Genomic DNA, 16,613 nt, shown 5'->3' on the forward strand with positions numbered 1-16,613 from the left:
TAGTTTCCAGTCATGGATATCGTGCTGATTACAACTCTTCTTGCATCCCTTTTTCTCCTCATCGGGATCGCAGAGCCGTTGGCGGCGCGGTTGCGGCTTCCGTATAGCGTGATCCTCGCCATTCTCGGCATCCTGATCGGGGCCAGCGCTATCTTCTTCCTGCGCACAGACCTGACCGATGCGCTTAATCCGGTGGCAGAGGCCATTCTCGGGCTTCCCATACGGTCCAACGTGTTTCTTTACGTTTTCCTGCCGACGCTGCTGTTTCAGGTGACCCTGGGCGTGAACCTGCGCCGGATGCTGGACGACTGGGTGCCGATCCTGGTGCTGGCGGTCGTGGCGGTGATCGTGGCCACGCTGAGCGTCGGCTATGCGCTATCCTGGGCAAGCTCGCTGCCGCTGGCGGCCTGCCTGCTGATCGGGGCGATCGTGTCGACGACCGATCCGTCGGCGGTGGTGTCGATCTTCCGGTCGATTTCCGCGCCGCGCCGGCTGGCGCGGATCATCGAGGGCGAAAGCCTGCTGAACGACGCGGCCGCGATCGCCCTTTTCGGTCTGTTCATGGGATTCGTGATGCTGGGCGTGCCGGACCCGAAACTCGGGGCCGCGTTCGCGCGGTTTCCACTCTTGATCGGCGGCGGGGCGATCACCGGTTGGCTTGCGGCGCGGATCGCGGTCTGGATCATGGCGCGGTTCAGCCAGTTCGAACTGGCGCAGATCTCGATCTCGGTGGCGCTGCCGTATCTCGCCTATATCGGCGCCGAGCAGAGCATCGGCGCGTCGGGCGTGATCGCCGTGGTCACCGCCGGGCTGACGCTGAACCTGACGGGGCCGGGGCGCCTGCCACCGCAGGCCTGGACCAATCTGCGCGAACTTTGGGACGTTCTGGCCCATTGGGCCGGGGCGTTGATCTTCATTCTTGCCGCGCTTTTGATCCCGCGCCTGCTGGAAGAGGTCCGCGTCGAGGATGTCGTGCTGGTCGGCGTGGTGATCGCGGCCGCGATCGCCGCGCGGGCCGTGATCCTCTTCGGGTTCCTGCCGCTTCTGACGGTGCTGCGGCTGTCGCCGGCGATCGAACGGCCCTACCGGGTGGCGATCCTGTGGGGGGGCTTGCGGGGCGCGGTGACGCTGGCGCTCGCGCTGGCCGTGACCGAGAGTTTCCGGGTACCGGTCGAGGTCAAACGCGTCGTCGGCATCCTCGCCACCGGTTTCACGCTTTTCACGCTGATCGTGCAGGGCACGACGCTGCGGACGGTGATCACCTGGCTCGGGCTCGACCGGCTGTCCCGGCTCGATCAGGCGTTGTCGCGGCAGGTGGTCGCGGTGGCGCTTCAGACCGTGCGCGAGGACGTGGCGCGCACGACCGAGAACTACGAGATGGATCACGATATCGTCCGGTCCGAGGCCAAGCGTTTCGGTGAACGTCTGGATACCGCCGTGAAACTGGCCGAGGATAGCGTCGATATCGTCAATCGCGATCGCGTGACGCTTGGGCTGATCGCGCTGGCGGGCCACGAACGCGACACCATCCTCGTCCGCGTGCGCGAGCGGACGATCTCGGCGCGGATGACCGAACAGGTTCTGTCGGATGCCGATCGCCTGATCGAGGGCGCGCGGTCGCAGGGCCGCAGCGGATATCAGCAAGCGGCGCGTCGCAGCGTCGCGTATGGGCGGGCCTTCCGAACCGCGGTGATCCTGCACAGGCGGCTCGGGTTTTCCCGGCCCCTCGTACGCATGACCGCCGACCGCTTCGAAGCCCTTCTGTCGCAACGCCTGATCCTGCGCGATCTGGGCGCCTTCATCGACAAGCGTATCCGCCGCATTCACGGCCGGCGGGTGGCAGACCTGCTGCACGACCTGCTGTCGCGGCGGGTCGAGGCGGTGGAAACCGCGCTGGAGGGGTTGCGCCTGCAATATCCGGGCTATGCCGAGAAACTGCAGCGCCGCTTCATCCGGCGCACAGCGCTGCGGCTGGAAGAACGCGAATACACCGCGATGCGCGAGGACGGGCTGATCGGCGCCGAGGTCCATACGGCGCTGATGCAGGATCTTGCGGCGCGCCGCTCCGCCGCCGAGCAACGTCCGCGCCTCGATATCACGCTGCAGCGAACAGACGTCGTCCGACAGTTTCCCTTGTTCGCCGATCTCGACGACGCCGCGCTGAAGCGCCTGGGCCGGGCGCTCGAGACGCGCTACGTCAATGCCGGGGATATCGTCATGCACAAGGACAGGACCGCGAAAAGTGTCTTCTTCATCGCGTCGGGCGCCGTGGAGCTGGAAACCGCGAGCCAGACCTGGCGGCTTGGCCGGGGCGAGATGTTCGGCGAGATGGCGCTGTTGATGAAGAAAACCCGGCGTGCCGAGGCGCGTGCGATTGCCCCATCCACGCTGCTTGTTCTCGACGAGACGCGCTTTCGTCGCCTGCTGGACCGCAGCGAGGCCCTGCAGGAGGCCGTGCGCGCCAGTGCGGCGAAACGGGGCATCGAACCGCAGACGCTGTTCGATGTCGGCAATGCCGACACCGCGTAGGGGGCGTCAACGGCCGGCCTTGGGATCGCTCAATCAAGCGCGTCGTGACCAATCGCCTCGCAGCGCGACAGGTCCGATCCGCCCGTGCCGCACACCTGCTTGGCAAGATCGCGCAAGGCGCTGCGCAGACCTTCCTCAAGCACGGGGTGATAGAACGGCATCGCAAGCATATCGTCCACAGTCATGCCGCGCTCGACCGCGAGGGCCAGAAGATGGGCAAGATGTTCGGCGGCGGGCACGCACATTTCGGCGGCCAGGATGCGCCCGGTCTGCCGATCGGCATGCAGGCGCATCCCCCCGGCCGCCGTCTGCGCCATGCGTGCGCGGGCCTGTCCGGAGAAATCCGCGCGGCCCGTGGCAATGTCATGCGCGCCAAGATCCGAAAGCGGCGGGCCGACCCGCGCCACTTGCGGCGCGCAGAACACGATCGACAGAGGCGTCCGACGACACAGCCCCTGTGCCGACGCGTCGGGGGCTGCCATGCGGCCCGCGATATGCCCCTCGTCGGCGGCCTCGTGCAACAGCGCGCGATACCCGTTGGCATCCCCGGCAAGAAAGACCGGCAGATCACCGATCCGCTGCGTCGCGGGATCGACCTGCGGCATACCACGGTCGTCAAGCGGCACATCCAGCGTCTCCAGCCCCAACCCCGCGACATTGGGCCGTCGCCCCATCGCGGCCAGCACGATGTCGGCGTCGAAGCTGCCGCCTGCACCGGTCACGCGGATCGCGTCGCCCGCTGTGTCCAGTTCGGCCGGCCCCCCCAGATGCAGCGACATCTCCGCCTCGATCAGCGGGCGGAACGTCGCCAGAACCTCTGGGTCGTCGATTCCCGCCAGCCCCTCGGCCGCGTCGAATCCGGCCACATCCAGCCCTAGCCGCGCCAGTGCCTGCGCCATCTCCACCCCGATGGCGCCCATGCCCACCACGGCGACACGGCGCGGCAGGTCTGCTTGCTCGAACAGGCTGTCTGTCGTCAGGATGCGATCGCCGAATTGCGCCCACGGCCCCGGCACGACGGGGCTGCTGCCGGGCGCGAGGATGATGGCGCGGGCCTCGATCTCGTGGCCATTCACCTCCAGCCGGTTCGGACCAAGCAGGCGCGCGCGGCCCGAAATGGCCCGTTCGCCCAGCTTGTCCGGCGTGGATCGCGGCCCCTCGACAAAGCCGTCACGCATCACGCGCACCCGATCAAGGACGGCGGGAATATCGGCCGACAGCCCGTCGCCACCGCGTATGCCGAACGCGTCGAGCGCATGGCGCCGGTGAAACGTCTTCGCCGCCTCGATCAGCGCTTTCGAGGGCATGCACCCCACGGCGGCGCAGGTCGTGCCCCAATGCCCGTCATTGATCAGCAGGACGTCATCGGTGTAACGGCGCACCTCGCGTAGCGCGGACAGGCCGGCGCTGCCTGCGCCCACGATGACGGTGTCGGCTTTCTTGGGTTCCATGGGATCAATCTCTCCGTGACGGTGTCAGACAGGGCATCGGGTCCCTTCACGCAATTTCCGTGCCGCGAGTCTGCATGCTTTTCAAGCGACGCACAAATGAATAGATTTGAATTGCGTAGTCATGCGCAATCCACTCCAGAAGGGGAGCCGAAAATGTCCGAGAAAGAAGAGTACATCGAAAAGACTAAGGCCAAGATCGACCAGTGGAACGCCGAGATCGACAAGATGAAAGCCAAGGTCGACGAGGCCACCGCAGACTCGAAGGCCGAGTACGAAAAGCAGCTCAAGGAAATGCGCGAAAAACGCGACGAGGCCGAGGCCAAGCTGAAAGAGCTGCGCGAGGCCGGCGACGATGCCTGGAGCGACATGAAATCCGGGTTCGACAAGGCATGGGACAGCATTTCCGGCGCATTTGAAAACGCGATGTCGCGGTTCAAGTAAACATCTCAGGCAGGCGCCGTTCGGGTGACGTTTCCCGGCCCGGACGACCGGGGTATCGGCGGCTGGGCCAACACATGTGAATAGACGTTGCCGGAATGTGCCTGCCTGTAGCGACCGGGGCCTTGTAGCCCCCACCCCCACGATTCGAACGCAAGGCTTCTGGCGGCGGTGCCGCACTGCCCACACGCACTGCCCGCACAGGGGGCGTCTGTCCTGATATTACCGTGATCCATGCATGGCTGCCGCAGGGTCGCAGCGGGCGATCGCGCGACCGACGCTTGGGGTCTACAGGACGACACCGATGCGATCAGTGTTTCATAAAACCGTTACAAAAGTATAGCAAAGGTGTCACTCGGACCGCTTAGGACGGCGATGTTCCTTAACGAAACACTGACAGCAGGAGCTTTCATGTCCTACACCAAACTTTCCGTTTCGGCACTGGCGCTGGCCGCCATGTCCGCGACGACGGCAAGCGCACAATCGCGCGAGGAGATCCGCATCGTCGGCTCGTCCACCGTGTTCCCCTACACACAGGCCGTGGCCGAACGGTTCGCCAACAGCACCGAATTCCCCTCGCCCATCGTCGAATCGACCGGCACCGGCGGCGGCATGCAGATCTTCTGCCAGGGCATTGGCGAATCGCACCCCGACCTGACCGGCGCCTCGCGCGGCATGACGAGGTCGGAGTTCGAGCTTTGCGCCGAGAACGGCGTCGAGGACATCACCCAAGCCAATATCGGTTCCGACGGTCTGTCGATCGCCATCTCGAACCAGAACGACTACGACTGGGACATGACGCTGGGCGAAGTCTACCTCGCGCTGGGCGCCGAAGTGCCGGTCGATGGTGAATGGGTCGAAAACCCCTATACCATGTGGAACGAGATCAATTCCGACTTCCCGGAAATCGAAATCCTCGTGCTCGGACCGCCGCCGACCTCGGGCACGCGCGATGCGTTCGTCGAACTGGCAATGCATGCCGGCTGTGAAGAGCTGGACTACGTGGCTGACGGCGATTTCGACGGTGACTGGGTTGAAGAGAACTGCTCGCGCATGCGCACCGACGGGCCGTTCATCGAGGCCGGCGAGAACGACAACCTGATCGTGCAGCGCCTGAACTCCGACCAGAACGCCATGGGCATCTTCGGTTATTCGTTCCTCTACGAGAACCAGGACACGCTGAAAGCCGTCACAATCAACGGCGTGGCTCCGAATGCGGACACCATCGCCGATGGCGATTACCCTGTCTCGCGCCCGCTGTTCTTCTACGTCAAGAACGCGCATCGCGGCGTGATCCCCGGCCTCAACGAGTTCATCGAAGAGTACATGTCCGAGGATGCAATGGGCCCCGGCGGCTACCTGACCGAGCGTGGCATGGTCGCGCTGAACGATGCGCGTCGCGCCGAAGTGCAGGATGCGGTCCTGAACGGCAAGACCATGGAAGCACCGGAATAACCGGCTGATCCACGGCCCGCCCGGACCGTGTCCGGGCGGGCCATTTCATTTTCGGACGAAAGTATAGCCATGACGCTCGCGGCCTTCGCCATTCTCATCGGCCTCACCCTTGTCGGGTATTTCGTGAACATGCGGGCGGCCCGCGCGATCCGCGATGGCGGCACGCGGCTGCATTCGCTCGAAAGCTTTCACGGCATGTTCTCTGCCCTGTTGGTGCTGGTGCCGGTCCTCGTGCTGATCCTGCTGTGGCTGGCGCTGGAAGGCCCGGCCATCGACGCGCTGGTCATGGCCAGCCTGCCGTCGGGGGTGCTTGAAGGGCTTGGGCTCGGCGATATCCAGCTTGTCCTTGCCGAGATAAAGTCGATCGCCGGCGGGCGCATCTTCGGAACCCCCGAAGACTGGAAGCTGGAAGCCGCCGACCAACTGATATTCTTGCAGGGTCTAAGCGACTGGCTGTTGCTGGCGGTCATCGTGGCGGGGTCCGCCGCCTTGTTGGCCTACGCGCGCCGCCGGGTCACGTCCGACTTCCGCGCCCGCCAGCGGGTCGAGCGCATCACCTCGGGGCTGATGATCTTCTGCGCCACGGTCGCGATTTTCACCACGCTCGGTATCGTCTTCGCGTTGGCCTTCGAGACGGCCAAGTTCTTTTCGATGGTGCCGTTCACCGAGTTTCTCTTCGGCATCAACTGGGAGCCGCAGATCCCCATCCGCGAAGACCAGATCGCCGCCAAGGGTGCGTTCGGCGCGGTGCCGGTCTTTCTGGGCACCATCGTGATCGCCTCTGTGGCGCTGCTGATCGCCGTGCCCGTGGGGCTGATGACGGCAATCTATCTCAACGAGTTCGCGGCGACCCCGTTTCGGCGTGTGGTCAAGCCGGTGCTTGAAATCCTGGCCGGCGTGCCGACGGTGGTCTACGGCTTTTTCGCCATTCTCACGGTCGCGCCGGCGCTCAGGGCTTTCGGCGACAGCATCGGGCTGGACGTGGCGCCCAATACCGCGCTGGCCGCGGGCAGCGTGATGGGTGTGATGCTGATCCCGTTCATCTCGTCATTCGCCGATGACGCGCTTTCGGCGGTGCCCGGCAGCCTGCGCGACGGCGCGCTAGCCCTTGGATCGACGCGCGCTGAAATGGTTCTGAACGTCCTCTTTCCGGCCGCGATCCCCGGCATCGTGGGCGGCGTGCTTCTGGCTGTCAGCCGCGCGATCGGCGAGACGATGATCGTGGTGATGGCCGCGGGCCTGATGGCCAAGATGACGATCAATCCGCTCGACAGCGTGACCGCCGTGACGGTCCAGATCGTGACCCTATTGATCGGCGACACGTCCTTCGACAACCCCAAGACCCTCGCGGCCTTCGCGCTTGGCATGGTGCTGTTCCTTGCCACGCTGGTGATCAACGTCTTTGCCTTGCGGATCGTCCGCAAGTACCGTGAAATATATGATTGAGGCTGCGCAGACATGACCGACATCACCCCTGACCACGCCGGCAGCCCCGGTCCGAACCGCGCGACCGAAGCGGTGCGCCAGAGCCTGTCGCGACGCAATCGCAAACAGAAGACCCTTCAGGGCATCGGGCTTGCCGCGATCGGCTTCGCGCTCTTGATGCTCTTCATCCTGATCGCCTCGCTTGTGGCGACCGGGCATCACGCGTTTACCCAGACCCATATCGAGGTCGAGGTCTATATCGACCCCGACGAGGTGCCGCAGGACAACCCGTCAGACGGTAACTACCAGGATTTGCTTCTGGCCTCGATGGCGGAGTACTTCCCTGATCTTGACATCTCGGAGCGGTCGGATGCGCGGGAATTGTCGCGAATCCTGTCGGATCGGGCGCAGTTCACGCTGCGCGACAGGGTGGTGAACAATCCGGACCTGATCGGCGAGACCATCACGCTGAACGTTCCCACGGCCGATGATTTCGACCAGCTCAACAAGGGGCTGGTAGAGCGCGACACCGCGCAGGAAAGACGGCGGGTCGACGATGCCGCGATCGCGCGCTTCGATTCGCTGGACGAGCGGGGCATGATCACGAAACCGCTGAACTGGGCGCTGCTTACCAACGCCGATTCGCGCTTTCCCGAGGTGGCGGGCCTGAAGGGCGCGATCGTCGGCTCTTTCTGGGCGCTGCTGACCTGCTTCATCATCTCGTTCCCGCTGGGGATCGGCGCGGCTATATACCTTGAAGAGTTCGCGCCCAAGAACCGGCTGAACGACCTCATCGAGGTGAACATCAACAACCTTGCCGCGGTGCCCTCGGTGGTCTTTGGCCTGCTGGCGCTGGCGGTGTTCATCGGCTGGTTCGGGATGCCGCGCTCGGCGCCGTTCGTCGGCGGCATGACGCTGGCGCTGATGACCCTGCCGACGATCATCATCGCGACGCGCAACGCGCTCAAGGCGGTGCCGCCGTCGATTCGCGAGGCGGCCCTCGGGGTGGGCGCGTCCAAGCATCAGGTGGTGTTCCACCACGTCCTGCCGCTGGCCATGCCCGGCATCCTGACCGGCACCATCATCGGGCTGGCGCAGGCCCTCGGCGAGACCGCGCCGCTGTTGCTGATCGGGATGAACGCCTTCATCACGTCGGCGCCGTCGGGGCCCTTCGACAGCGCCACCGCCCTGCCCACGCAGATCTTCATCTGGGCCGACAGTCCCGAGCGCGGGTTTGTCAGCCGCACGTCGGCGGCGATCCTCGTCTTGCTGACATTCCTCATCACGATGAACGCCATCGCCATTTTCCTGCGCCAGAAATTCGAGCGGAAATGGTAGAAAGGACCGGAAACAAATGTACGACGTGAAAAGAACGGAGCCCGACGTGGACCAGACCGACACCAAGATCGCCGCCCGCAAGGTGCAGGTATTCTATGGCGCCGACCAGGCGATCAAGGATGTCGATATCGATATACAGGACAAGACCGTGACGTCTTTCATCGGTCCGTCGGGCTGCGGCAAGTCGACATTCCTGCGCTGTCTCAACCGGATGAACGACACGATCGACATCTGCCGGGTGCAGGGCGAGATCAAGCTTGACGGGCAGGACATCTATGACCGGTCCATCGACCCGGTGCAGTTGCGCGCCAAGGTCGGCATGGTGTTCCAGAAGCCCAACCCGTTCCCCAAGTCGATCTACGACAACGTCGCCTACGGCCCCAAGATCCACGGCATGGCCAGCAACAAGGCCGAACTCGACGACATCGTCGAACGCGCCCTGAAACGCGGCGCCATCTGGAACGAGGTCAAGGACCGGCTCGACATGCCCGGCACCGGGCTTTCGGGGGGGCAGCAGCAGCGGCTGTGCATCGCGCGCGCCGTCGCGACCGAACCCGAGGTCCTGCTGATGGACGAGCCGTGCAGCGCGCTCGATCCGATCGCCACCAGCCAGGTCGAAGAGCTGATCGACGAACTGCGCCAGAATTACGCGGTGGTCATCGTGACCCATTCGATGCAGCAGGCCGGGCGGGTCAGCCAGAAGACGGCGTTCTTTCACCTCGGCAACCTGGTGGAATACGGCGACACCGACACGATTTTCACCAACCCGCAGGACCACCGGACGGAAAGCTACATCACCGGCCGGATCGGGTAAGGAGCAGTAAAATGAATTCGCAACACATCGTTTCCTCGTTCGATCGCGACCTCGAAGGACTTCAGGCGAGGCTGATGAAGATGGGCGGTCAGGTGGAACTTGCCGTCGGCAACGCGATCAAGGCGCTTGAGACACGGGATCTCGAATTGAGCCAGACCGTGCGCCGCAACGACAAGATCATCGACGGCATGGACGAGGACATAAAGGCCGAGACAGCCCGCGTTCTGGCCCTGCGCGCGCCCACGGCGGGCGATCTGCGAACGGTTCTGTCGGTGATGACCATGAGTTCACATCTGGAACGCTGCGGCGATTATGCCAAGAACATCGCCAAGCGCACCACGGTCCTTGTCGAGACCAACCCGATCGAGGGCACGGTTCCGGCGCTTCGGCGCATGGTCCGCATGGTCGAGAACATGCTGGCAGACTCGCTCGATGCCTATATTCAGCGCGACGCGGAAAAGGCCGAGGATGTGCGCACGCGCGATCTTGAGGTGGATCAGATGTACAATACGCTGTTCCGCTCGTTGCTGACGCACATGATGGAAGACCCGCGCAACATCACCGCCTGCATGCATCTTCACTTCATCGCCAAGAACATCGAACGCATGGGCGATCACGCGACCTCGATCGCCGATCAGACGATCTACCTCGTGACCGGCGAGATGCCGGACGAAGACCGGCCCAAGGGCGACACGACCGCGTACAACGCGCCCGAGAGCCAAGCGACCTGAATTGCGCAGGGCGCGTGCGCGCCCGGTCGGGCGCGTCCTGCATATGAAACGGGATCAGGCCCCGAGCCGGCAATACAACGCCGCAGCAAGCCGTGCGCGCTCTACAAGGCTGTCTACCTCGATATGTTCGTCCAGCGTATGCAGACCCTTGCCGCGAACGCCGATCGAATCGAGGGTCGCAAGGCCAAGCGCGCCAGTGAAATTGCCATCCGAGCCGCCCCCGGCGGAACAGGCGGGCAGGTCGAACCCGATCTCTGACGCGATACCGCGCGCGACATCCAGCATCTCCATGGTGCCCGGCTGGCCCTCTTGCCACAGGGGGCGGGTCACGCCGCGCCGCACCTCAAGGCGCACTGCGCCTTCGTCGCTGTTCAGCCCCATCATCCTTTGCACGCCTTCGTCTAGAAGATCCTGGGTCTTCGCCATGCTCAGCACCTCGGCATCGCAGCGCGACGACACGCAGTTGACCCACTGTCCCCCATGGATGACGCCGACGGAAAAGGAGCAATCCTCGGTCGTGAACGCCTCGATCTCGGCCACCTTTCGGGCCATCTCGGCAATGGCCGAGCGGCCCTCGGACAAGGCCCAGCTGGCGTGGCTGGGGGTGCCGCGCGCCTGAAGGTCGAACCGGGCGATGGCATAACGTCCGATCACCGCGCTGCCATCCGGGCAAGCCGGCTCCGGCACGAGGACGTATTGGTGGCGCTTTGCCTCGGCCTCGATCAGGGCGCGCGCTGACGGCGTGCCGATTTCCTCGTCCGGGGTGAACAGCACCGTGACCGGAAGCGGTGTCTCGATGCCCGCGTCAAGGATCTTGCGCAGCGCGTCGAGATAGACGTAATTGCCGCCCTTCATGTCCATCAAGCCGGGTCCGTAGCAAAGATTGCCGTCCCGCCGGAACGGCAGCGTCTGCAACGTCCCGACCGGATGAACCGTATCCATGTGCCCCAGCAGCAGGATCCCGCCGTCGCCCGCACGCGGGTGCGGGATCGTTGCGCGCACACTGTCGCCCAGACCCATCCGGCCCGGAATACGCTCGACACGGGCACCAAGCGTGGCAAGGTCGTGTTGGACCAGATCCATCATCCGGTTGACGGCAGCGGCATCGAAGGTCGGGCTTTCGGTCTCGATCCAGGGGCGCAGGCCCTGCAACATCTCGTCGGTCGCGAAGGGAAGGGTCAGCGGATCTTGGGGCATTGTCATCTCCGGTCGGGGTGTCAGTTTCGCAGTATCGCGACCACGGTCACGATGCACAGCCCGCCCAGCAACAGCGCAAGCGCAATGAAACCGCCGACTGGCCGAACGGGTTGTGCCACGCCGCATTGCGGGCACCTGGGGGTCTTGCGATCCAGCGGATGACCGCAGGCCAGGCAGTGCGTCTTGCCGGCCATGTCACGCGACATGCCTCTGACCCAACCGCGTGAAGACCTCGATGCAGGGATCCATGAGGGCCGTTTCGCAGTATTCGTCGGTCTGGTGCGCCATCGCCATCGCGCCCGGCCCCATGATGAGGGTTGCGGGGTTGCCCATCACGGGCTTCAGCACCGATGCGTCAGTGAAATAGGTCGCCGTGCCAACCGTGGGATCGGTGCCCGAGACATCCCGGACCACGGAAAACACCTGCTGGATCCATGGGGTGTCGGGATCGGTGTAGACGTGATCCATATCCGTCAGGGGTGTGATCTCGACGTCGTCCAGCAGCGCGGCAAGCTGCGCCCTGATCTGCGCATTGGTTTGCCCGACGGTGGAGCGGATGTCGACGCCGACCCGCGCCAGATCGGGAACCGAGTTGACATTCATCCCCGCCGTCATGTTGCCGACGTTCAAGGACGGGCCACCCATGACCGGGTGCGCGTCCACGCCGAAATCGAACGCGCGCAGCGTCTCGACGGTCCTGCATGCGGCGAAGATCGCGTTCACCCCCTTTTCGGGCATGGAGCCATGGGCGGTGACGCCCTTGTGGACCAGCGACAGCCACAGTGCCCCTTTATGTCCGACAAAGGGGCGGTTGTCGGTGGGTTCCGCAACGATCAGCGCCTCGCATGTGCCCAGCAGGTCCGGACGGTTGGCCAACGCCAGGACACCCTCGCAGCCGGTTTCCTCGCCCGCGCTGAAGATCAGCTTGACCTCGGCCCGGCGCACCGGTTCGCGGGCAAGGGCCAGCCCGGCCATGACACAGGCGGCGACGCCGCTTTTCATGTCCGACGTCCCACGCCCGTAAAGACGGCCATCCCTGATCTCACCGGCGAAGGGATCGACGGTCCAGTCCGCCTGCCCCAGCGGCACGGTATCAAGATGCCCCGAATAGACGATCACGTCGCGCGTTGCGGCTTCGGTGGCGGGAAGGGTGGCGATCATGTTCGGGCGTTGCGGCTGCCAGTCGTGCCAGGTGATCCGGAATCCCGCGGATTCGAGAAGCGCGGCAATGAACCTTGCGCAGTCGGATTCGTTTCCGGGCGGATTGATGGTATCGAATGCGATCAGCTTGCGGGTCAGATCCAGCCCGGTCATGTCAGTCATTTCGGTCTCCGGCAAAAAACGTGTCAACGAAGATGGCACGCGGCCATGTGCCCGGGCGCAACCTCGCGCAGGGCGGGTTCCTCGTGAAAGCAGCGATCCACGGCGAACGGGCAGCGGGTGTTGAAGTTGCAGCCCTTGGGCGGGTTCAACGGGCTGGGCACGTCCCCCTTGAGGACCGTGCGCGTGCGGCGCTTGCGCGGGTCGGGGTTCGGCACCGAGGCCAGCAATGCCTCTGTGTAGGGGTGCTGTGGCGACCGGAACAGGCTTTGCTTGTCGGTGATCTCGACCAGCTTGCCAAGGTACATCACCCCGATCCGGTGGCTGATATGCTGAACGATGGCCAGGTCATGCGCGATGAACAGGTAGGATAGCCCCATATCCTCTTGCAGGTCCATCATCAGGTTGATCACCTGTGCCTGCACCGACACGTCGAGCGCTGACACCGGCTCGTCCGCGATGATGATCTCGGGGTTCAGGGCGAGCGCGCGGGCGATCCCCAGTCTTTGGCGCTGACCGCCCGAGAATTCGTAAGGAAAGCGGTGCATCGCGTCCTGCCGCAGACCGACACGGTCAAAGAGGTCCGCCACTTTCTCGCGGCGCTCGGTGGCCGACAGCGTGCCATAGTTGCCCAGCGGCTCGCCCACGATGTCACCGGCTCGAAGACGTTGGTTCAGCGATGCGTAAGGGTCCTGGAAAATCACCTGCATCTGCTGGCGATACGGGTGCATTTCCCGGCGGGAGACATGGGTGATGTCCTGACCTTTCAGCAGGATCTGCCCGCTGGTGGGATCGTCGAGGCGCAGGATGACCTTGCCGGTCGTGGACTTGCCACACCCGGATTCGCCGACGATGCCAAGGGTCTCGCCCGCGTTCACCTTGAACGACACCCCGTCCACGGCATAGACGCGCGCCGTCTCGCGGTTCCGCAGCCCTCCGCGGATCGGGAAATGCTTGGTCAGGTTGTTGACTTCGAGAAGGGGAGGATCGGATTTCACGGTCATAGGGTCCAGTCCGGCAGGTTTTCACTTTCCCAACAGGCGGCAACGTGGTCGGGCTTTTTCGGCTCGAGGGGCGGGTATTCGGCATGGCAGCGATCCGTCGCGAAACGGCACCGCGCAGCGAACGTGCACCCATCCGGAAGGTTGGTGAGCGACGGGACAATGCCCGGAATTTCCGACAGGCGTTCCGTCCGCGCCCCGGAAAATTCGGTGGTCAGCCGCGGCACCGACCGCATCAGCCCGCGTGTATACGGATGCTGCGGGTTCTCGAATATCTCGTTCACGTCGGCCTCTTCGACCTTGCGCCCGGCATACATCACCAGCACCCGGTCGGCCATTTCGGCGACGACACCAAGATCATGCGTGATGAGGATGATCGCGGTCTGCATCTTGTCCCGGATTTCTTCCATCAATCGCAGGATCTGCGCCTGGATCGTCACATCAAGCGCGGTGGTCGGTTCGTCCGCGATCAGCACGGACGGGTCGCACGACAGCGCCATGGCGATCATCACGCGCTGCCGCATCCCGCCAGACAGTTGGTGCGGATATTCACCAAGACGGCGGCGCGGTTCCGGGATGTGCACGAGATCCAGCATCTCGATGGCGTGATCCATCGCCTGCTTCTGGGACAGGCCCTGATGCAGCATGATCGACTCGGTCAACTGATCGCCGACGCTGAGCACGGGATTGAGCGACGACATCGGATCCTGGAAGATCATCGAGATCTTGTTGCCCCGGATCTTGCGCATCTCGTCATCACTGATCTCCAGCAGGTTGCGCCCGTTGAACAGGATCTTTCCAGAGGCGAAACGCGCCGGGGGACGGGGCAGAAGCTGCATGATGGACAGAGAGGTGATCGACTTGCCGCAACCGGATTCGCCCACCACGCCGAGGATCTCGCCGGGTTTCACCGCAAAGCTCAGGCCATCCACGGCCTTCACCACGCCGTCGCGGGTGTCGAAATAGGTTCGCAAATCATCGACCTGCAGCACCGGCTTTGCCTGATCCTGTGCACGCAGGGTGCGGTCCGCGAGAACTGTGTCTTCGGTCATGATGTCAGACCCTTCTTTGCATGCGAGGATCGAGAGAGTCGCGCAGCCCGTCGCCGAAGGTATTGATCGCGAACACCGTCAGCGCCAGGAACGCGCCCGGATAAAGGATGATCCCGGCGGTCTGGAAGAAGTACATGCGGCCTTCGGCCATGATGTTCCCCCAGCTCGGGATTTCCGGCGGCGTCCCCGCCCCGACAAAGCTGAGATATGCCTCGAAGATGACGGCCTGCGCACAGATGTATGTCGCCTGCACGATCAGCGGCGGGATCGTGTTGGGCAGGATGTGGCGGATCAGGATGCGCGGTGTCGAGGTGCCGCACGCGATGGCCGCCTGCACATAGAGCTGGTCACGCAGCATCAGCACGACCGAGCGTACAAGACGCACGACCCGCGGAACTTCGGGGATGGTCAACGCAAGTATCACGTTCTGCACGCTGCTGCCCCACAGCGCCACGAGCGCGATGGCCAGCAGGATCGACGGGATCGACATGAGCGCATCCATCAGGCGCATGATCACGGCATCGACCGACCGGATAAAGCCGGACACGAGACCGATGAACAACCCCAGCGATGTCGCCAGCGCGGCGACCGTGAGCCCGACAACCAGCGAGACCTGCCCGCCATGCAGCACGCGGCTGAAGAGATCGCGCCCATACATGTCGGTGCCGAACAGCGCGTCGGAAGACGGGGCCTGCAAACGCTCGCGGGGGGTCTGTTGCATCGGGTCCGGCAGGCCCAGCCACGGGGCGAGAAAGGCCAGCCCGGCCATCAACAGCAGGACGACAGTGCCGAACAGCATCGTCGGATTGCGGTGGAACGCATCCGCCACGACCCGGACACGGTGTGCCAGGCGCGCAGCGAAGGACAGTTCTTGAACTTGAAGGCTCATTGGGATTCCCTTTGACGTCCGAAGGCCGGGGTCAGTACCGGATGCGTGGATCGAACAGGACGTAGGTCAGGTCGATCGCGAGGTTCAGCAGCACATAGGTGAAGGAAAACACGAGGATCACGCCCTGGATCACCGGGTAATCCGTCCGCAATACCGCATCGACCGTCAGCCGCCCGAGACCGGGAATCGCAAACACGCTTTCGGTCACCACGACGCCGCCGATCAACAGGGCCACGCCCAGCCCGATCGTGGTGCTGATCGGGACCATAGCGTTCTTGAGCGCGTGCTTGACCAAGACCGTGCGGGTGGCCAGCCCCTTGGCATAGGCTGTCCGCACGTAGTCCTCGTTCAGAACTTCAAGCATGGTGGCCCGCGTCATGCGTGCGATCAGCGCCATGTAGACCGCCCCGAGCGTCAGGGCCGGAAGGGTGATATGCGACAGAAATCCCGGTACGCTTTCGAAAATGCTGACATAGCCCTGAACGGGGAACCAGCCGAGTGTGCGCGATCCCCCAAGGATAAGCAGGTAGCCGATCACGAAGACCGGCACGGAAAAGCCGAACACGGCAAGCGTCATCACCGCGCGGTCGATCCATGTCCCGACCTTCCACGCCGCGATCACCCCAAGCGGAATTGCAACGCTGATCGCGATGATCATCGTGCACAGGGTCAGCAGCAGGGTCGGCTCGACACGCTGACCGATCAGTCTGGTGACAGGCAGGCCAGAGTAGATCGACTCTCCCATGTCGCCTTGCAGAAGATTGACCAGCCACCCCCCGAACTGGATATACAAGGGGTCGTTCAGGCCAAGCTGTTCCCGGATCTTGTCCACCTGGTCCTCGGTCGCGAAGTCACCGGCAATGATGACCGCGGGATCGCCGGGGCTGAGATGCAGCAACATGAACACGAATACCGCCACGATCGCCATGATCGGAATGGTCGCAAGCAGGCGGCGAAGGATATAGACATACAT

Annotated in this window: 15 protein-coding genes; 7 read left to right on the forward strand and 8 right to left on the reverse strand. The window is 63.9% G+C overall.

Features of this window, described 5'->3' with window-relative positions:
• Window positions 1–12 precede the first annotated feature (12 nt).
• Entirely contained in the window at window positions 13–2,529 is a 2,517-nt protein-coding gene (locus ACROSR_RS02840) for a cation:proton antiporter (RefSeq protein WP_432682250.1), read from the forward strand.
• 29 nt (window positions 2,530–2,558) lie between these two features.
• Here ACROSR_RS02840 and ACROSR_RS02845 read toward each other — a convergent pair whose 3' ends face one another.
• The gene (locus ACROSR_RS02845) at window positions 2,559–3,980 is read right to left on the reverse strand and encodes a dihydrolipoyl dehydrogenase (RefSeq protein WP_432682251.1); all 1,422 of its coding nucleotides are present in this window, start codon (window positions 3,978–3,980) and stop codon (window positions 2,559–2,561) included.
• A gap of 153 nt (window positions 3,981–4,133) precedes the next feature.
• On the opposite strand from ACROSR_RS02845, the gene ACROSR_RS02850 reads away from it, so the two are divergent.
• From ACROSR_RS02850 to phoU, 6 genes are all read left to right on the forward strand, one after another.
• The gene (locus ACROSR_RS02850; protein WP_432682252.1) at window positions 4,134–4,421 is read left to right on the forward strand and encodes a sll1863 family stress response protein; all 288 of its coding nucleotides are present in this window, start codon (window positions 4,134–4,136) and stop codon (window positions 4,419–4,421) included.
• Between the two features lie 408 nt (window positions 4,422–4,829).
• Entirely contained in the window at window positions 4,830–5,873 is a 1,044-nt protein-coding gene (locus ACROSR_RS02855) for a substrate-binding domain-containing protein (RefSeq protein ID WP_432682253.1), read from the forward strand.
• A 69-nt stretch (window positions 5,874–5,942) separates the two neighbouring features.
• Window positions 5,943–7,319: a phosphate ABC transporter permease subunit PstC gene (pstC, locus tag ACROSR_RS02860; RefSeq protein ID WP_432682254.1), complete on the forward strand. Its 1,377-nt coding sequence runs from the start codon at window positions 5,943–5,945 to the stop codon at window positions 7,317–7,319.
• Between the two features lie 12 nt (window positions 7,320–7,331).
• Complete coding sequence (gene pstA / locus ACROSR_RS02865) at window positions 7,332–8,636, forward strand: phosphate ABC transporter permease PstA (RefSeq protein WP_432682255.1); 1,305 nt, start codon at window positions 7,332–7,334, stop codon at window positions 8,634–8,636.
• 16 nt (window positions 8,637–8,652) lie between these two features.
• Window positions 8,653–9,450 (forward strand): phosphate ABC transporter ATP-binding protein PstB, encoded by a 798-nt coding sequence (pstB, locus tag ACROSR_RS02870; protein WP_432682256.1) that lies wholly within the window; start codon window positions 8,653–8,655, stop codon window positions 9,448–9,450.
• An 11-nt stretch (window positions 9,451–9,461) separates the two neighbouring features.
• Entirely contained in the window at window positions 9,462–10,181 is a 720-nt protein-coding gene (gene phoU, locus ACROSR_RS02875; RefSeq protein WP_432682257.1) for a phosphate signaling complex protein PhoU, read from the forward strand.
• Window positions 10,182–10,235: 54 nt separating this feature from the next.
• On the opposite strand, the gene ACROSR_RS02880 is transcribed toward phoU, so the two are convergent.
• From ACROSR_RS02880 to ACROSR_RS02910, 7 genes are read right to left on the reverse strand one after another with little or no spacing between them, the layout of a single operon-like run.
• The gene (locus ACROSR_RS02880; protein WP_432682258.1) at window positions 10,236–11,378 is read right to left on the reverse strand and encodes a M20/M25/M40 family metallo-hydrolase; all 1,143 of its coding nucleotides are present in this window, start codon (window positions 11,376–11,378) and stop codon (window positions 10,236–10,238) included.
• A gap of 20 nt (window positions 11,379–11,398) precedes the next feature.
• A complete protein-coding gene (locus ACROSR_RS02885) occupies window positions 11,399–11,572 on the reverse strand; it encodes a hypothetical protein (protein WP_432682259.1) in 174 nt (57 codons plus the stop codon).
• Window position 11,573: 1 nt separating this feature from the next.
• Window positions 11,574–12,701 (reverse strand): M20 family metallopeptidase, encoded by a 1,128-nt coding sequence (locus tag ACROSR_RS02890; protein WP_432682260.1) that lies wholly within the window; start codon window positions 12,699–12,701, stop codon window positions 11,574–11,576.
• Between the two features lie 23 nt (window positions 12,702–12,724).
• A complete protein-coding gene (locus ACROSR_RS02895) occupies window positions 12,725–13,702 on the reverse strand; it encodes an ABC transporter ATP-binding protein (protein WP_432682261.1) in 978 nt (325 codons plus the stop codon).
• Window positions 13,699–14,751 carry an ABC transporter ATP-binding protein gene (locus tag ACROSR_RS02900; RefSeq protein WP_432682262.1) on the reverse strand — a complete coding sequence of 351 codons (1,053 nt, stop codon included), beginning with the start codon at window positions 14,749–14,751 and terminating at the stop codon, window positions 13,699–13,701. Before ACROSR_RS02900 ends, ACROSR_RS02895 begins: the two co-directional genes overlap by 4 nt.
• Before the next feature lie 4 nt (window positions 14,752–14,755).
• A complete protein-coding gene (locus ACROSR_RS02905; protein WP_432682263.1) occupies window positions 14,756–15,640 on the reverse strand; it encodes an ABC transporter permease in 885 nt (294 codons plus the stop codon).
• A gap of 31 nt (window positions 15,641–15,671) precedes the next feature.
• Window positions 15,672–16,613 carry an ABC transporter permease gene (locus ACROSR_RS02910; RefSeq protein WP_432682264.1) on the reverse strand — a complete coding sequence of 314 codons (942 nt, stop codon included), beginning with the start codon at window positions 16,611–16,613 and terminating at the stop codon, window positions 15,672–15,674.

The organism is Roseovarius tibetensis (assembly GCF_050896375.1).
GTDB lineage: Bacteria > Pseudomonadota > Alphaproteobacteria > Rhodobacterales > Rhodobacteraceae > Roseovarius > Roseovarius tibetensis.